This window comes from Nocardia sp. NPDC003183 (assembly GCF_053590715.1).
On sequence record NZ_JBSFTG010000014.1, the window covers coordinates 49667 to 63051 of the forward strand.

The window sequence follows — 13385 nt, forward strand, 5'->3', positions numbered from 1 at the left end:
CACCTCAGCCGGCGGAGCGGGCGGTGGCGGTAACCGCCGAGCCCACCCGGTCGACGAGCAACGCCATCTCGTAGCCGATGCGGCCGATGTCGTGGCTCTTGTTGGCCAGAACCGCCAGGTGCGAACCGTTTCCGACGCTCATCACCAGCAGATAGCCCCGCTGCATCTCCACGATCGACTGCATCACCTTGCCGCCGTCGAACAGGTGCGCGGCACCCATCGACAGGCTGGCCAGACCGGCGGTGACCGCGGCCAATTGCTCGGCGCGGTCGGCGGGTAGATGCGGACTGGTCGCCTGGAGCAGTCCGTCGGCCGAGACGAGCACCGCGTGTGAGACGCCGGGTACGTCGCGGGTGAAGCGGGCGACCAACCAGTTCAGATTCTCGTCTGTGGGGTGCGCGTTGCTCATTCGAGGCCTCCGTCGTTGTACTGGATCTCGGCACGGCCGCTGCGGACGCCGCTGAGATGTCTGGTCAGGTTGTTGCGGATCTCCTCGGGGTCGCGAGCGCCCGCTTCCTCCGCGGGGGTGAGCCCACCGGGGACGAGCTGAGCGCCCGGCTTGCGGATCGGCAGCCCGCCGCTCGTTCGCGAGGACGTAGGTGGATGGTCCGCCTCGGCGGCGGCCGACCAGCCCGCGTCGCCGGGGGCGCTCCACGACGCGCCGTTGCCGTTACCGGATTCGGTGGGGGCCGAGGCGGGTTCGACGAGCCACTCCGAGACCATCCGCTGGTAGATCGGGGTCGGCGCCGGGCCGGAGACCGGCTGTAAACGGGTGCTCGTCGTCGGCATCGGGTCGACGTCGAGGGGACGCGGCGCGGGTTGCGGCTCCTGGGGCGCGGCCGGTGCGGACGACGCGGCGAGCTCGGCCAGCGCGTTCGCGGGGATGCGCTGCGGCAGGCCGAACGGCGACGAGTCGGGAGCGGGCGCCGCCGGATCGGTCGTCACCGGGAGATCGTCGGTGTCGTGATCGTGCTCGGCCCACATGCCCGCCGGTGCCGCGTCCTCGTCGGGTTCGACGATGGCCGGTTCCGGCGGGGGCGCCGGTACCGCGGCCGGAACACGTTGCGGGAGACCGACACTGGTGAGTGGGTTCTTGGGCGCGCTCGCGCCGTTGGCCGGGACGAGCGGATTCGGATCCGCGAACGTCGGCAGCGCGGGAAGCGGTGAGGCGGGCAGGTCGAGATCGGTCACGGCGTCGAGCGAGACCAAGGGGCGCGGTCCGGTCGGCATGATCGGATTCGGGCCGGTGATGTCGGCCGGAGTCAGCGCGTACGGGCCGATCCCGGCGGGGACGATCGGATTCGGCCCGGTGGCCGGACCCGACGACATGGGCGGCGACGGCGCGACGAGCGCACTGGGCAGATGCACGCTGGCCGTGATGCCGGGCTGCGGGGCCGCACCGCTGGTACGGCGCAGGCTGACCGTGATGGTGTGCCGCTTGGCGAGCCTGCCGACCACGAAAAGACCCATGCGACGGGCGGTTTCGATGGTCACCTCACCACCGGAGGCGAGCCGGTCGTTGGTCGTCTGCAGATCCTCGGCCGACATGCCGAGGCCGCGGTCGGTGATCTCGATCAGATAGCCGCTGTCGACCGCCCGGCCGACGATGACCGCCACCGATGTACTCGGCGGGGAGTAGCGCAGGGCGTTGTCGATGAGCTCGGCGAGCAGGTGCTCGATATCGACCGCGGACTCACCGGCCACGACGCCGTCGGGCACATTGCCGATCTCGACCCGCTGGTAGTCCTCCACCTGCGAGACCGCGCTCCACAGCATGTCCGACAGCGGCACCGGCGGCAGATGACCGCGGCGCAGCACGGTGCCCGCGAGCACCAGCAGGTTGTCGCCGTTGCGGCGCATGCGGGTGGCGAGGTGGTCGAGGCGGAACAGCGTCTGCAGGCGCGAGGGGTTGTCCTCGTCGTGCTCGAGTTCCTCGATGAGCGCGAGCTGCTGCTCCACCAGCGACTGGCTGCGCCGCGACAGCGTCTCGAACATGTTGCCGATCTGCAGGCGCAGGCGGGCCTGATCGCCCGCCAGATTCAGCGCCTGCTCGTGGATCTCGTCGACGGCACGGGCCAGCTGACCGATCTCGTCGGTGGAGTGCACACCCACCGGCATGATCTCCGGCGTCGCGCCGCCGCTGCGGACCACGGCCAGCTCGTCGGGCAGCTTCACATGCGCGACCTCGAGCGCGTCGCGGCGCAGCCTGCGCACCGGCACCACCAGGGTGCGGGCCACGGCCAGCGCGAGCGCCAGGCCCGCCAGCAGCATGCCGAGCACCAGGGTGGTCTCGCGCAGGGCGCCGGTCTGTGCCGTCGCGGTGTTGCTGTCGAGAGTGTGGTCGATGTTGTCGAGCAGCGCGGAGATCGTGGAGGCGTAGGTGTCGGCGCTCACCTGGAGCGTGTTGAGTACCGCCGCGTTGGTGGTCGGATCACCGCTGTTCTGGCTGAACACACTGATCCGGGTCTGCACCGCGTCGAGCAGCGCGGCCATGCTGCCCGCCTGGTCGGGCAAGACCATCGCGTAGGTCTTGATCATGTTCGATTCGGAGCCGAGCTCGACGAGCATCTTCGCTCGCGCGCTCTGGCTGCGACCGGATTCGGGCGAGACGACCAGCGTGCGCTCGCGGGTGAGCACCCGGCGGGCCTGGTGCAGCGCGGCCAGCTGGAGGAAGTAGCGCTGCACGACGAAGTCCTGGACCTGCGGGGTCTTGGACAGCGCCTTTCCGATCCGTTCGCCGATCTCGTCGGTCTGCTCGCCGACCATCGCCGGGGACCCGCCGCGCACGGTATTGCGCAGGGTGGCGCCGGTGGTGGTGGCCGCGGTGAGTTCACTGGCGACGACAGGGTCGATGCGGGCCGAGCGCAGCGCGCTCTGCACCTCGGCGAGCGCCTGGTCGTAGGTGGTGAGCGCGGCGTCGGTCTGAGGGTCGGCGATCGCACCCCAGTTGGCCGTCGCGGCGACGGCGAGTTGTTCGGTGGCGGTGGCGAATTTGACGACGGGACGGATGACGGTGGCCTGTTCGGTGGCCGCGCCCAGCTGCGTCATCGTCTGCAGTTCGTTGTTGATCCGCAGCACGGCGAAGGTGGTCGCGAGCATCACCGGCAGCACCAGCACCACACCGACCTTGCGCGTAACCGACCAGTTGGACAGGCTGAATTGCCAGGAGCGCGATGCAGGTTCCATCCGCGTGCGTTGCCTCTGCTTCCACGTGTGACCCCGGCCCGCGCGGGGAGGTCGCGGAGCGATGCGAGCGCAGAACCAACTGGAGGTCTTCTTTTACCGCAGGAAAGATACCGTGCCGAGTGGGCATCGGCAATCCGGGCCACACGGTCTGTAATTCGCCGAATATGCGCTGACACAACGACGATTCGTTCGGGTTTGTCAAGACCTACAACATACCTCCGGCGAGAACACGACGTTCGGCGCGCCGAGGCCTCTCAGTACGTTCTCAGTCGGTCACGGCAAACTACAGCACATGCGCATTCTGGTAGTCGACGACGATCGCGCGGTGCGGGAATCACTGCGCCGGTCACTGAGCTTCAACGGCTACACCGTCGACCTCGCTGTCGACGGTCTGGACGCACTCGAGAAAGTGACCGCGGCCAGGCCCGATGCGCTGGTTCTCGACGTCATGATGCCGCGCCTGGACGGACTCGAAGTGTGCCGAAGGCTGCGCAGTACGGGCGACGATCTGCCGATTCTCGTTTTGACCGCGCGCGATTCGGTGTCCGAACGAGTGGCCGGCCTCGACGCGGGCGCCGACGATTATTTGCCGAAACCTTTCGCGTTGGAGGAATTGCTGGCGCGTTTACGGGCGTTGCTGCGTCGTCGAACGCCCGATCCCGGTGAAGCGTCGGAGGCGATGGTGTTCGCTGACTTGTCGCTGGATCCGGTCACCCGCGAGGTTTCGCGCGGCGAACGCGCGATCAGTCTGACGCGTACCGAGTTCTCGTTGCTCGAGATGTTGATGGCCAATCCGCGCCGAGTGCTCACTCGCGGACGAATCCTCGAAGAGGTCTGGGGCTACGACTTTCCGACCTCCGGCAACGCGCTGGAGGTCTATATCGGCTATTTGCGCCGCAAGACCGAGGCCGACGGCGAGGAACGACTGATCCACACCGTGCGTGGCGTCGGCTACGTGCTGCGCGAGACCCCTCCGTAGGCGGGCGAGATGGCACACAAGGAACCCGCGGTCGCCGTTCTCGGCAGGCCGCTGGACGCGAGCGAGATGCGTCCGCCTACCCCGCTCACCCGCTCGGTGTCCCTGCGCTGGCGGGTGACGCTGCTGGCCGCGTCGGTGGTGCTGATCGCGGTCGCGGTCACCTCGATCGCCGCCTACGCGATGGTGGCGCGCGCGCTCTACGCCGACGTCGACGCCCAGCTCGAGGCCCGCGCGGCGACGATGATCAACAACAATTTCGAGACCGCCGGTTTCCAGTCGATCGTGCTGGCCGGGCTGTTCTCCAACGATGTCGGCGTCGCGCTGATCTATGCCGGTCACAAGCCGTATATGCCACCCCAGCAGACGATTCCACCGGTCGGCGCCCAGGAGCTCGCGGTGGCCGACGGCAAGATCAATTCCTCGCTGCGCACCGTCGGTGACCAGCGGGTACTCGCCGCGCGTACGCACAGCGGCGCGACGCTGATCATCTCGCAGAAGCTCTACCGCACCCGCGAGGTGCTCGATCAGCTGGCGTGGCTGCTGTTCGTGGTCGGCGCGTGCGGTGTCGTGCTCGCCGCCGCCGCCGGAACCGCGGTGGGCCGCACCGGTCTGCGCCCGATCGCCCGGCTCACCGCGGCCACCGAGCGCGTCGCCCGCACCGACGACCTGACGCCGATCCCGGTGACCGGCGACGACGAATTGGCCAGACTCACCGAGAGTTTCAACACGATGCTGCGGGCGCTGACCGAATCACGCGATCGTCAGCGCCGGCTCGTCGCCGACGCGGGCCACGAACTGCGGACGCCGCTCACCTCGCTGCGCACCAATATGGAGCTGCTCATCGCCTCGGGCAGGCCGGGCGCGCCCCGGCTGCCCGACGAGGACATGGCCGAATTGCGTGCCGATGTGGTCGCCCAGATCGGTGAGCTGTCGACGCTGGTCGGCGACCTGGTCGACCTGGCCCGTGAGGATGCTCCCGAAACCGTGTACGAGCGGGTGGATCTCGGCGAGGTGGCCGAGCGTGCGCTCGAGCGTGCGCGCCGCAGACGGGTGGGGATCACCTTCGTGGCCGATCTGGCGCCCTGGTTCGTCTACGGGCACGAGGCGGGGCTGGAACGGGCCGTCCTCAACGTCCTCGACAACGCGGCGAAGTGGAGTCCGCCCGACGCGGTCGTCCGGATCACCATGCGCCCGGCCGGCCCCGGACTGCTCGAACTGGCCGTCGGCGACGCTGGCCCCGGCATCCCCACCGGCGAACGCGAACTGGTCTTCGAACGCTTCTACCGCACGACCGCCTCGCGCTCGATGCCCGGTTCCGGACTCGGGCTGGCCATCGTCAAGCAGGTGGTGACCAAACACGGCGGCACCATCGCGGTGGACACCTCCGATCGGGGCGGCGCGCTGGTACGCATCGTGTTGCCGGGGGAGGCGCCGATCGTTCTCGACGAGTCCGACGCCGGGTGATCGCCGTCAGTCACGGCGAACTGATAGTCCGATCTCAGGCGCCTCTCAGTAGCCGTCAGGAAGCTGGTCAGCAAGCGTGAGGAGACAGACACCATGACCGACGATCCCCAGCACCCCGCTGACCGGCCCGCCGCTACCGGACCGGGCGACACGGGCCATCCCACCGAGTCGGGGCTACCGGCCGGGCACCAGGGGCAGGCGCCGGGCTTCGGCGACCAGCCGCGCTACGGCGAGCATGCCGGACCGGCTCCCTTCGGCGACCAGCCGCGCTACAGCGACCAGCCCCATGGCGAGCCTGCACCCTTCGGCGGGCAGGCGCCCTACGGCGGACAGCAGGCCCACAGCGACCATGCGCCCTTCGGGAATCCCGCGCCGCACACCGCCCCCATGGCGTTCGGTGGCCCGCCGTCGCAGGGGGGTCAGCCGTCGCACGGTGCGCAGCCCCAGGCATTCGGTCCCGCGCCGACTCCGCAGCGAAAGCCCCTGCGGCTCGGCCTGATCGCCGGTGCGACGGCGCTGGCTCTGGTCAGCGGTGGTGTCGGTGGTGTCGTCGGAGTGCTCGCCACCGACTCGGGTTCCGCGCCGGTGACCAATGCGCTCGAGGCGCCGAAGCCCGCGGTCAACAACGTCGCCAACGCGCCCGCCGGGTCCACCCAGGCGGTGGCGCAGCGGGTGTTGCCCAGTGTCGTGATGATCAAGGTCGCGGGTAATCGCGCGTCCGGCGAGGGTTCCGGGGTGGTGCTGTCCACGGACGGTTTGATCCTCACCAACAATCACGTCGCCGCGGGCGCGGGTGCCTCGGCGAAGATGGAGGTGGTGTTCAGCGACGGCAGCACCGCGCCCGCCACGATGATCGGCGCGGATCCGGTCTCCGACCTGGCTGTCATCAAGGTCAGCGGCAAGACCGGGCTCACGCCGATCGAACTCGGCACCTCCGACGGTTTGGCCGTGGGTCAGCCGGTGATCGCGATCGGCTCGCCGCTCGGCCTCGCGGGCACGGTCACCACCGGCATCGTCTCGGCCCTCAACCGCCCGGTCTCGACCAGCGGCGAGGGCACGCCGAGCCAGGTGAACCCGGTGATCGACGCGATCCAGACCGACGCGGCGATCAACCCGGGCAACTCCGGCGGCGCGCTGGTCGACGGACAGGGCAAGCTGATCGGCATCAACACCGCCATCGCCAGCCTCGGCGGCGAGGCGGCGGGCGGCACCCAGAGCGGTTCGATCGGCCTCGGCTTCGCGATCCCGGTGGATCAGGCGCGCCGGGTCGCCGACGAACTGATCAAGACCGGCCATGCCACCTACGCCCAGATCGGCATCAAACTGCGCCCGCAGGACACCGCCGCACGCGTACTCGAGGCCACTCCCGACGGCCCTGCCGCCAAGGCAGGCATCCCCGCGGGAGCCGTCATCACCCGCCTCGACGACCGCCCCATCGACTCCGGCGACGCGCTGATCGCCGCCGTCCGCTCACACCAGCCAGGAGACAAGGTGAAGGTGACTTACACCGACGAACAGGGCGGTAACTCCAAGACCGTCGAGGTCACGCTCACCGCCGCGGCGGCGGAAGGCGGCCGATGATGCGTTCGAACGCAAACCTGTCGTGCGTAGGCGCTACGGTGATGACCATGGACATCGATGCTCCCGTGGCAGGGCGCGCACTGGTTGTTGTCGTCGACGATCGGACGGCTCATGGCGGCGTGGATTCGCTCGGCCCGCTCGTCACCGAATTGCTCAACGAGGCCGGGTTCCTCGTCGACGCCTCGGTGACGGTGCAAGCCGAGGAGGTCGAGATCCGCAACGCGCTCAACACTGCGGTGATCGGCGGCGTCGACCTGGTGATCTCGGTCGGCGGCACCGGCATGTCGCCGCGCGACATCACCCCCGAAGCCACCACCCAGGTGCTCGACCGTGAACTGCCCGGCATCACCGAGGCATTGCGCGCGTCCGGCCGGGTGGCGGGCTCGCTCGACGCCGGTCTGTCCCGCGGCGTGGCAGGCATCTCCGGCAGCACCCTGGTGGTGAACCTGCCCGGCACGCGCGCGTCGGTCCGCGACGGCATGGCCACCCTCGGTCCGCTGGCCAGCAAGGTGATCGGCGAACTGTCCGGTCTGGACGAATGACATCCGACCCGCACGACGCGGTTTCCGGCCCCGATGATCGGGGCCGGAAACAGGCTGCGGCGGAGGAGCTGCGACGGAAAGCGGCCGAGGCGGCGCGACTGGCGAGAATCTTCGGCGATGTTCTCCCGGAGACCACCGGCGACGAACGCGGCGAGCGATCACGGGGCTCCGGTACCGACGATTGGTTACGGTCGCAAGTTCCACCGCACCACGGGTGATCAGCCCGTTATCTACGTAGCCGCTACGTAATAAGCCGCCTTGGAATTGCCGATTACGGCATGAACGCACACTGCGGACAAATACTCGAGACCACGCGAAAGCGTGGTCTTTTGTCGTTCGACGACCCAGATCGTTACCCGGGGCCATCTCCTGTCAAGGTGTCATGACAGGAGCCTTCGCGACTGCATCAATGCACGTCAAGGCATGTGGCGATGTACGAATGTGTGCCGTGCTTCACAGTGAAATTTACGAACTCTTTCGTTGCCGAATCCGTGTAACGGCGTTTAATGTTCGCCATCGAGCCACCAACTATCGGTCCCCGCAGTACTCCCACCTCTGTGCGTTGAACCACCCGGTGGAACCCTGGCTCGGGTTCGCCACACCGGCCCCGGCCGTATCGTCGAAATAACAGTTAGTTACGTAACGGCAACAAAGGGGCGACACACTGATCTGGGCCCTGTGAGGTCCATTTGTCCGGCTTCGAAAGTCGAAGCCGGCTGTTAGACACCTGATGAGGGGAAGTATGAGCGAGAACCGCACCACCGGTGTGCGCCGTGGCGTCCGTGCCGCGGGCGTCGGCGCTGCCGCGGCCGCCGTGGCCTTGGGCCTGCTGTCGACCGGTGCCGCCAATGCCGATACCTTCGTGCCGTTGCCGGACGGCCAGAAGGTCAGCCCTGCTGGCGTGACCATCACCCGCACCCACGAGTCCGCACTGATCTCGCCGTCGATGGCCGCCAACGGCGCGGGTCGCGTCGTCTGGGTCTCGGGCACCGCGGTCGCCGAGGTCAACGAGACCCCCGAGGGCGAGGTCGGCCCCTGGAACGGCCCGACCGGTCGTCCCGGCTCGAACAACTCGTCGACGCACGGCACCTCCCAGCTGAACACCGGCTACATCGTCGGTTGCCAGGTGAGCATCGCCGATGACGCCATCGGCGCCGGTGTCTCCGGCGGAATCAGCACCGGCGGCGTGACCGCGGGCGGCTCGATCGGCGTCAACCTCGGCCCCGGTGAAGTGAAGTTCGTGCAGATCAGCTCGAAGGACATCCTGAAGGCCGGTACCTACGCGATCGATTACCAGGACGCGGAAATCGAGATCCAGGGCTGCGCCGGCTACGCGCAGGCCCGGGCGTACACCGTCGTCGAGGTCATCGGCGACAACTACTCGAAGACCACCCTGTACGGCATGCCGTTCAGCATCGGCTGACGTTCTTCGATCCGGCACGAATCTTCTTCTCGCTGCGGCGAACTCAATCCTCGAGGGACAAATCCTATGATCAACCGTAAGTTCATGGCGAAGGTGGCGGGCGTCAGCGCTGCGGCCACCGTGGCCGTCGGCCTGTTCTCGACGGGCGCGGCCAATGCCGATACCTTCGTTCCCCTGCCGGGTGGACACATCACCAAGACGCTGTCCGACGGCACCGTCGTCGACATCTCCCTTGTCGGTGAGTCGGCCCTGATCAGCCCGTCCATGGGTTCCACTCCGGTGCACCGCAACTCGTGGGTCTCCGGTAGCGCTCAGGTCACCGTTTCCGACGGCGGCTCCGGCAAGATCTACCCGGGCTACACCGTGGGTTGCCAGGTCAACATCTCGGGTGGCGGCGTCTCCGGCGGCGGCGAAGCCGCGATCGACCAGGACGGCAACGGCTCCGGTGGCATCACCACCGGCGGCGAGCTCTCGCTCGGCCCCGGCCAGTCGTCCTCGTTCTACATTCTCGACCGCGAGCAGGCCGACGACTTCGGCAGCGAATCGCACAGCAAGAGCAACAAGTTCAAGAACGGCTCCGGCTCGGTGACCTGGTCCGACACCACCATCGGCCTGAGCGGCTGCGCCGGCTACGCGCAGGCGCGTGCCTTCGTGTCCGTCGAGGTCGAGACCGACAACGTCATCTCCTGGGTGACCCTGTGGGGCGCTCCGTTCAGCCTCGGCTGATCTGTTCGTATCCCGCACTCGAAACGGGCCGGTCGCTATGCGACCGGCCCGTTTTGTTGTGCGCTCACCCTTGTATCGCTGGACATTACGAGTCAGTCTCACTATGTTGAACCCGAATCAACTGCCCCGGCAGTCGAAATCATCTTGCGTTTTCGTTCGCCGATCGGCTGAGAGTCGCGCCGATCCGGTGACGACCAGCTTCTCGATCCACCTCCCGGCAGGGCGCATCTGTCCTGTTGCCAGCGGTGCCTGTCCTGCGTGACACACCCCAGCTGGGTCCGGGCGCAACACAGATATCGACCTCGATGGTCGAGGTCGGATTTGCGTATACCTCGAGGGGAAGAATGAGCGAGAACCGCACCAACCGCGGGCGTCGCGGCGCGTGGAGCGCGGGCGCCGCAGTGGCCGTGACGATCGGCCTGTTGTCGGCCGGTGCTGCCAACGCGGACACCTTCGTACCGCTGCCGGACGGCCAGAAGCTGGGCCCCGGTGTCACTTTGAGTCGCACCGGCGAGCATGCCGTGGTATCCCCGTCGCTGGCCGCCAACGGTGCTGGTCGTGTCGTGTGGGTGTCGGGCAATGCCCGCGCCGATGTGCAGGTCACGCCGGAGGGCGAGGTCGGGCCGTACAACGGACCGACGAACCGTTCCGGCTCCAATAATTCTTCGACGCATGGTGCCTCGCAGCTGAATACGGGTTACATGGTGGGTTGCCAGGTGAGCATCGGTGACGACGCGATCGCTGCCGGATTGGCCGGTGGAGTATCGACCCTCGGCGCCTCCGCCGGTGGTGCGATCGGCCTTCATCTCGGCCCTGGTCAGGTCGCCTTCGTGCAGATCGACGCCAAGGACATTCTGAAGCCCGGCGTCTATTCGGTGGAATACCAGGACGCGGAGATAGATATCCAGGGTTGCGCGGGCTACGCACAGGCCCGGTCCTACTCGGTGGTCGAGATCATCGGTGACAACTACTCCAAGACCACGCTGTACGGAGCGCCGTTCAGCATCGGCTGATCATCGGCCGAATCGAAACTCTTTCTCGTTCACACGAATTCACCCTCGAGGGGTCACTGTGATGATCAACCGTAAGAGCATGGCGCGCGTAGCCGGATTCGCGGCGGCGGCGACCGTGGCATTGGGTTTGCTGTCCACAGGTGCGGCGAACGCCGACACCTTCGTTCCGCTGCCGGGCGGCCACATCACCAAGACGCTGTCCGACGGCACTGTCGTGGACATCAGCCTGGTCGGCGAGTCCGCCAATATCAATCCGTCCATGGGGTCCACCCCGGCGCATCGCAACGCCTGGGTTTCCGGTAGCGCGCAGGTCTCGGTGTCCGGTGACGGCGGTGGCAAGATCTTCCCCGGTTACACCGTGGGTTGCCAGGTCAACATCGCCGGCGGTGATGCGCTCGGAGACAGTGGAGCCGAGGTGGTGGAGGGCGTGGGCTTCGGCGAGGTGAACACCGGCGGCGAGCTCACCGTCGGACCCGGCCAGGCGAAGTCCTTCTACGTTCTCGATCTCGAAATGCCCGACGACTACGGCAACGAATCCCACAAGACCCGCAATGCCTTCAAGGGTGGGTCGGGCTCGGTGACCTGGGCCGACGAGACCATCGGCCTGTCCGGCTGTGGTGGTTACGCCCAGGCTCGTTCCTTCGTGAGTGTCGAGGTGGAGACCGACAACGTCATCAGCTGGGTGACCCTCTGGGGCGCGCCGTTCAGCCTCGGCTGAGCGAACACAACAACGAGTTCGGGTCCTGCACACCGCGGTGTGCAGGACCCGAACTCGTTGTGGCAGTGAGGAATCAGTAGGCGTTGTCGCCGTCGGTGTGTTGCGCCGGCTCGGCCCGGAGGCCGTGTTTGCCGTTCGAGCGACCGCGCTGCTCGGCCAGCAGATCCCTGATCTGGATGAGGAGCTCGTTCTCGGTGAGTTCCTCGTCGGCCTGGGAGAACCGCTTCTTCATCCTGGTCGCGGGCACCACCAGGATGAAGTACAGGATCGCGGCGACCAGCAGGAAGTTGATCGCCGCGGTGATGATCGGCCCGATCTCGATGAAGGTGGCCGGCTTGTCCGCGACGAGCTGGAAGCCCAGCCCCATCTCGTTCGATCCGCCGAACAGCGCGAGCAAAGGATTGATGATTCCCTCGCTGAACGCGGTGACGATCGCGACGAACGCTGTGCCGATGACGACGGCGACCGCCAGGTCGACCACGTTGCCGCGGAGTAGGAAGTCTCTGAAACCTTTGAGCATTGCCGATGTCTCCTTCGTACAGGAGCCGGCCCGGGGCGCTGCGCTCCATATCGAATGCTGCGAAACGGTGTGCTTGGTTCCTGTGTGATGCTAACGAGAGTTCGGGCAAATTTCTCGCGAACTACACCGTGGGGCGACCGGCGAGGCGTCAGTGGAAGACGACAGTCAGTGCCGTCCGCAGCGACGCACCGGCCACGGCGGCGGCGTATGCGGTATCCAGCGCGAGCAGGACCACCCGTTCCGCGCCGCGCCGATCACCCGTCGCGGTGACGAGTACCACCGCGGCGTCGGTGGCCAGCGTCCGCGCGGGCTTGGTGGCACCTGGCGCGCCGGCATCCTCCACGCCGACGACATCGACCCGGTCGCCCGCCCGCAACACATCAGCCACCGCGGCATCGGCCAGCCGGATCGGCACGATCCGCGCATCGGCGCTGCCCGCGGCCGCGGCGGCCAACCGGGGGCCGACGACGCGCAGATCGGTGAAGGTCTCCCCGGCATGCATGGCGCCGGTCAGCGTCGCGCCGAGCAGGGGAGCGGTTTCGCTGACGGAACCTCTTGGCAGCGAACGCGATTCGTGATGGTCCACACGCAGATCGTCGGCGGTGAGTAACCGGCCGGGCGCGAGATCGCGGGCGGCGACCACCACCGCGACCCTGGCTCCACCGGGGTCGCCACGCACGAACAGTACGACGGCGGCTACGGCGAGAACGGCGGCGGCGATCCGGCGGACGAGCAACGCGTCGGCCCAGGCCGGACGATTACCGAGGGCGAAGCGCCAGGAGCTGCCACGTCCCAGATCGGCGAGACTGCGAGTCATGGGCGAAAGCGTAGAGCCGCGGGCCTGCGGAAAAGTCGCTGAAAGCCCCGCCTGTGGATAACCGCGGGGCTGTGGACAACTGCCGAAAAGTCAGCTGGCGGCGGCCGGAGTGGAGCTGGTCGACGCGCTCGACGACGAATCTCCGTTGCCGCCGGATCCGCTGCCGCTCGACCCGTTGCTGCTGGTGCTCTCGGACGAGGTCTTCGCCGGTTCGCTCGCGGTGGACGCGCCGCCACGGCTGTCGGTGCGGTAGAAACCGCTGCCCTTGAACACGATGCCAACCGAGTTGAACAGCTTGCGCAGCTTCCCGGAGCACTGCGGGCATACCGTCAGTGTGTCGTCGGAGAAGGACTGAACGATGTCGAAGCGGTTGTCACACTCGGTGCACGCGTACGAATAAGTTGGCACAGGATCCT

The 13385-nt window shown here is 67.6% G+C and carries 13 protein-coding genes; 8 read left to right on the plus strand and 5 right to left on the minus strand.

What is annotated here, in order from left to right:
- Positions 1–4 precede the first annotated feature (4 nt).
- On the minus strand, positions 5–409 hold the full coding sequence (locus ACWDXS_RS28705; protein WP_056813970.1) for a roadblock/LC7 domain-containing protein: 405 nt from the start codon (positions 407–409) through the stop codon (positions 5–7).
- On the minus strand, positions 406–3186 hold the full coding sequence (locus ACWDXS_RS28710) for an ATP-binding protein (protein ID WP_449970337.1): 2781 nt from the start codon (positions 3184–3186) through the stop codon (positions 406–408). The genes ACWDXS_RS28705 and ACWDXS_RS28710 overlap by 4 nt, the downstream gene beginning before the upstream one ends.
- Positions 3187–3478: 292 nt before the next feature.
- Between ACWDXS_RS28710 and ACWDXS_RS28715 the strand changes: the two genes are divergently transcribed.
- The 8 genes from ACWDXS_RS28715 to ACWDXS_RS28750 all read left to right on the plus strand — a co-directional run bounded on the left by ACWDXS_RS28715 (position 3479) and on the right by ACWDXS_RS28750 (position 11632).
- Entirely contained in the window at positions 3479–4165 is a 687-nt protein-coding gene (locus ACWDXS_RS28715; protein WP_358071318.1) for a response regulator transcription factor, read from the plus strand.
- A gap of 9 nt (positions 4166–4174) precedes the next feature.
- Positions 4175–5629: a sensor histidine kinase gene (locus tag ACWDXS_RS28720; RefSeq protein ID WP_378993264.1), complete on the plus strand. Its 1455-nt coding sequence runs from the start codon at positions 4175–4177 to the stop codon at positions 5627–5629.
- 93 nt (positions 5630–5722) lie between these two features.
- On the plus strand, positions 5723–7210 hold the full coding sequence (locus ACWDXS_RS28725) for a trypsin-like peptidase domain-containing protein (protein WP_449970341.1): 1488 nt from the start codon (positions 5723–5725) through the stop codon (positions 7208–7210).
- A complete protein-coding gene (locus ACWDXS_RS28730) occupies positions 7210–7752 on the plus strand; it encodes a MogA/MoaB family molybdenum cofactor biosynthesis protein (protein ID WP_194826720.1) in 543 nt (180 codons plus the stop codon). The genes ACWDXS_RS28725 and ACWDXS_RS28730 overlap by 1 nt, the downstream gene beginning before the upstream one ends.
- Before the next feature lie 742 nt (positions 7753–8494).
- A complete protein-coding gene (locus ACWDXS_RS28735) occupies positions 8495–9175 on the plus strand; it encodes an MspA family porin (protein ID WP_378993261.1) in 681 nt (226 codons plus the stop codon).
- Between the two features lie 66 nt (positions 9176–9241).
- Entirely contained in the window at positions 9242–9901 is a 660-nt protein-coding gene (locus ACWDXS_RS28740; protein WP_378993260.1) for an MspA family porin, read from the plus strand.
- Positions 9902–10245: 344 nt separating this feature from the next.
- Positions 10246–10914, plus strand: a complete 669-nt coding sequence (locus ACWDXS_RS28745) for an MspA family porin (protein WP_449970346.1) — start codon at positions 10246–10248, stop codon at positions 10912–10914.
- A gap of 61 nt (positions 10915–10975) precedes the next feature.
- Positions 10976–11632 carry an MspA family porin gene (locus ACWDXS_RS28750; RefSeq protein WP_449970349.1) on the plus strand — a complete coding sequence of 219 codons (657 nt, stop codon included), beginning with the start codon at positions 10976–10978 and terminating at the stop codon, positions 11630–11632.
- A gap of 73 nt (positions 11633–11705) precedes the next feature.
- Here ACWDXS_RS28750 and mscL read toward each other — a convergent pair whose 3' ends face one another.
- From mscL to ACWDXS_RS28765, 3 genes are all read right to left on the minus strand, one after another.
- Complete coding sequence (gene mscL / locus ACWDXS_RS28755; protein ID WP_379314966.1) at positions 11706–12152, minus strand: large conductance mechanosensitive channel protein MscL; 447 nt, start codon at positions 12150–12152, stop codon at positions 11706–11708.
- A 148-nt stretch (positions 12153–12300) separates the two neighbouring features.
- Entirely contained in the window at positions 12301–12969 is a 669-nt protein-coding gene (locus ACWDXS_RS28760) for an SAF domain-containing protein (protein ID WP_449970352.1), read from the minus strand.
- 90 nt (positions 12970–13059) lie between these two features.
- Positions 13060–13377: an FmdB family zinc ribbon protein gene (locus ACWDXS_RS28765; protein ID WP_378993253.1), complete on the minus strand. Its 318-nt coding sequence runs from the start codon at positions 13375–13377 to the stop codon at positions 13060–13062.
- Positions 13378–13385: the final 8 nt, after the last annotated feature.